The sequence below is a fragment of the Deltaproteobacteria bacterium genome (assembly GCA_015233135.1).
Classification (GTDB): Bacteria; UBA10199; UBA10199; order JADFYH01; family JADFYH01; genus JADFYH01.
On sequence record JADFYH010000059.1, the window covers coordinates 1 to 4,305 of the forward strand.

The following is a 4,305-nucleotide window of genomic DNA, read 5'->3' on the forward strand; positions in this document are numbered from 1 at the left end:
AAGATCCGTCGCTATTTTTTAGAGGAAAAAGTGGGTCCCTATCCTTGCGAACCACCGGGTCCCTATCATGCGTACAGGTGGGGCCCTATCATGCGAACTCCAGGCTCCCTGTCATGCGCGCTGACATCTACCAAAGACATCGATGTACTCATTCCAAAAGATTTGGAAAATACAGAAAAAATATTACACGCCTTAGCTCAATCCCAACTCTTGGGAATGGCAAACGAGACATTAGCCGAAGACGTCATTCAAAAACCTTTCACGATTATTGGCGACCAACCCCGAGTGGATTTGTTACTTCGGGCAGGAAAATTAAAATTTGAGGATGCCTACTCCAAACGTGAAGTGAAAGAAGTGGATGGAGTTCAGTTCCCCTGTGTTTGTTTGGCAGACCTTATTTTGAGTAAGGATACTCAAAGGCCGAGAGACCAACTAGAAATTGAAGAATTAAAAGCTATTCAGGAATTTTTGGAAAGTCAGAAAAAGAGAACTTAATTTTACTCATTCCCTTCTCTAACCACATTGCAACTTTCGATTTAAAGAAAAACTTACTCCTCGTGAAATGAAAGTTATCGGGTGGATTGGGAATTCGTTGCTATTTTTTTATAAAAAAAGCCCCAATTTTGATCGGGGCTTTTTTTTTAACGAACCGAGCCTTAACTAAAAGGAACAATGCGAACTATCGACATGTACAATTTGATTCGCCAACTCGTTCAAATAGACCTCGATATTGGTATAACCTTCACCAGATAGGTTGGTTCCATTGTGATCATCCACATTGGGATTGAGGCCATGGGAAATTTCCCAGGCATCGGGCATTCCATCGTTATCCGAATCTGCAGGAAAATCGGTTACATTATTTGTAATAGAAAAAGCATCACCATAGGGATTTTCATAGACATTTGTAGGATCAATCACTCCGGAACAGACGGCTCCCATCAAACGATGGTCTTCCGCATCTCTGGGAAAGGCACCCACATTTTCAAACACATGACGTTTAACCTGATCAGCACTCAAAGCGGTATGGTCTACATGCGAGCCAGTAAAAACATTGGGAACTGTTGAACCATAAGAAGGAAGCAGATCTCGCGCAGAAGAGGCATAGCTGGTGAAGAAATCATTGCAGCAGTAGTTTAAAGCCCAATCCATCAGCGTGGGATAGCTTTGCATGTGGTTATCCGAAAAATAAGCAACAGTAGTTGGAACCAGCCTGTCCCACATGTGCATGTCGATCATCCCAAAGGGATAAGCTCCATAAATTGGTTCACCAGGTCGGGTAAAGCCGGTAGTGCGAGTCACTGAGTAATTTCCAATCCAGTTGAGATGATAGGCCAAATATTGCCCTGTGAAAGGATTTACACTGGAAACATCCGCGGCGGCATGTTGATCCCAAAGAAGATTATTGATAATTTCAATCTCCATAATGTCTTCATGAGCGTAGGGACTCTCACGAGAAATTTCAGGGAAGCGCCCCAAAAGTCTGTTCCAGTTGTTATTAATCAACGAAAGCCTATCCAAAGGCATTCCGATACGAGGGGCAGAATAATTGATGAGCATTCCATTATAAAGGTGCCCCCCCAGGGTTTCCGCCAATAGTGTGTTCTGCACCGTAATGTCGTGAGAGAAAGAAATTTCAATCGATTCATCACTCGCTTCTTCGGTGGAGATATGGTCAAAGATGGAATTGCTGGCCGATCGGATACGCAACCCATCATCTAAAGCTAGTCCATTTTCTCCGTTCGGCCGTGTGCGAATATTGCGGACGATCAAGTCGGACGATCTCAGCGAGGCAGCCAGGCAGGCCTCATTCTGATCGCACCAGCCCGCACCCGCTTCATCGGTATTTATTCCCCTCACGATAATGCCTTGCGGAGAAGTTTGTCCAGCAAGGGTGATATGACTTTTACCCCTAAACACGATGTAATTATTGATAAGCCCGCTGACCCTAAAAACAATAGTTCGTGGGCCTGTAGCAGAATCAATACAATCCTGCAGAGAACCTGCACCCGAGGTATTCAAGTTGGCGACGATGCACACATCCCCTCCACGACCCCCAGTAGCAAAGGCGCCAAAACCAAGGGCTTCCGGAAAGGCAAGAAGGCCTGTTGCTGTAGGCGCTGTTGTTGCAGCATGTGCTGTAGTAGGTGCTGTGGTAGCTGCTACAGTGGGTGCCGTCACAACAGAGTTCAAAGAAACACCTGGATTTGTTGCCGCATTGCTCACAATATTCAGCTGAGCGCTAAAGGTTCCCACCGTAGGAGAGCCATTAAAGCCGACACTCACGCTACAATTTGCTCCCACCGCAACACTTCTCCCCGCACATCCGGAGGCGTTCAAATTATAAAGAGAGGCAGAACTTCCCGCCAAACTCAGCGCACTAATCGCCAAAGGAGCGGTTCCAGAATTGCGCACAGTCACGCTCTGTGCGACGGCGCTGTTTCTTATCAATGCTGAAAACGAAAGAGAGGCAGGAGTAACACTCACTGCAGGCATGGTGATAACTATAGGGGTTACTGTAGAACTCAAAGTGAGGCTTGGGTTCGTGGCTAAACTACTCGAAACATTCACCCGTCCACTAAAACTTCCTGCCGTAGAGGGGCTAAAACTCACGCTCACTGAACAACTGGCCCCTGCGGCCAGACTCCTCCCATTACAGGCTGTGGCATTCAAGCTGAACCTCGAGGAATTGGTCCCCGATAAACTCAAGGAACTGACTGTCACTGCCGCCGTCCCCGAATTTCTTAAGGAGGCACTTTGAGTCGCAGTACTTCCACCGGCCTGGGCATTAAAGCTCAGTGAAGCAGGAGAGAAACTTAGGACAGCAACGGGGGCTGCTTGCACATTGATGGCAAAGGGCTGATCACTCACAGAATTTCCAATAGTTGCTCTCAGTAACGGATTTTGCATTCCCAAAGGCGCATTCGTAGCAACTGTAAAGGTGACAGCTCCTGTATTTCCAGTGATTGGAGCAGGACTTACCACCGCTGTAATTCCATTTGCCCCTACGAGTCGAAAATACGCGGGATTTTTATTTCCATACCGGTCGATGGAAATGCTGGTCGTAAAACTCTGGCCCTGCCTCAGATTGAAATCGCGCCTTCCTGCATACCAGTCTGCATGGACGTCTCCTGCCCAGGCAGTCGTTAGGACTACGAATGGCATCCAAAAGAACAAGCTTCTCCGTCTCTTTAAAAATGACATAGCTCCTCCTTTTTTAAAAAAGGTTCTTTTACGTATACCTCGGCAGATATCAGGGAGTACAAAGACAATTCCACTAAAATCGTTAGAAAGTACAAAAAAAAGCCCCGATAAATCGGGGCTTTTTTTGAAGTTTGTCTCCTTTTTTCTAATAAGCGCATTGCGAACTGATGCTCGCATCTTGAGCTATGAGCTGATTCATCCGCTCATTCAGATAAACCTCCAGATTGGTATAGCCTTCTGTCGACAAGTTCGTGCCATTGTTGTCGGCAAGATTGGGATTTAAGCCATGGGCAATTTCCCAGGCATCAGGCATACCATCTCCATCAGTATCTACAGGGCTTGGAGCGGCAGGATCCATCAAGAAGCTATCTCCCCCAGGATTGCTCGCTGTGGCAGTGGGGTTGATATTCACCACCGTCGGATCAATATTTCCGGAGCAAACAGAACTCATTAAACGCCTATCCATAGGATCGCGTGGAAAAGCCCCCGCGGTTTTATAGATAGAATCTATCAAAGAAATTCCGCTGGGTTGAGGGGTAAAACTAATATGGGGAGCCACAAAAGAATTGGGCAAAGAAACAGCCCAATCGGGCATGAGCTGGTCTCCTCCATAGAGTTTGAAATCATTGCAGCAATACTCCATTTGCCAATCTTGAAATCCAGGATACATCTGCATGTGATTGTCAAACACATAGGCCCTGGTCAGCGTCACATCATGCGTTCCCAAATGCATGTCGAACATTCCGTAAGGATAGGCAGGTCTTGTGACCCAGTAATTTCCCACATAGTTCACATGATTAGAAAGAGGAAGGGCTGTAAAGGGATTCTCATGAGCAAATTCCATATTTACCTGAGGATCCCACATCAGATTATTTACTATCTCCAGTTCCTTAATATACTGATGCGCATTAGGGCTTTCATTTGAGTTTTCCGGGAACCTTGCTCGCAAACGAGACATCAAGTTTCCTGTAAAGGTCATCCCTCCCGACTTTGACACCAGAAAATAAAAAGGTTTTATATTTCAAGTTGTTGTAGGCGAAGGGTTTCCTTGTGCCACTACATTTTTGATTTTTTAGATAAACTGAGGAGTTTGGGAGGGACTTT

At 46.0% G+C, this 4,305-nt stretch carries 3 protein-coding genes; 1 reads left to right on the top strand and 2 read right to left on the bottom strand.

Annotated elements, in window-relative coordinates; all coding sequences use genetic code 11:
- Positions 1-90: 90 nt before the first annotated feature.
- Positions 91-495 carry a hypothetical protein gene (locus tag HQM15_11985; protein ID MBF0493482.1) on the top strand — a complete coding sequence of 135 codons (405 nt, stop codon included), beginning with the start codon at positions 91-93 and terminating at the stop codon, positions 493-495.
- A 165-nt stretch (positions 496-660) separates the two neighbouring features.
- Here the strand turns inward: HQM15_11985 and HQM15_11990 are convergent, their stop codons facing one another.
- A complete protein-coding gene (locus tag HQM15_11990) occupies positions 661-3,162 on the bottom strand; it encodes a choice-of-anchor D domain-containing protein (protein ID MBF0493483.1) in 2,502 nt (833 codons plus the stop codon).
- A 184-nt stretch (positions 3,163-3,346) separates the two neighbouring features.
- Positions 3,347-4,159, bottom strand: a complete 813-nt coding sequence (locus HQM15_11995; protein MBF0493484.1) for a hypothetical protein — start codon at positions 4,157-4,159, stop codon at positions 3,347-3,349.
- Between the last annotated feature and the right edge of the window lie 146 nt (positions 4,160-4,305).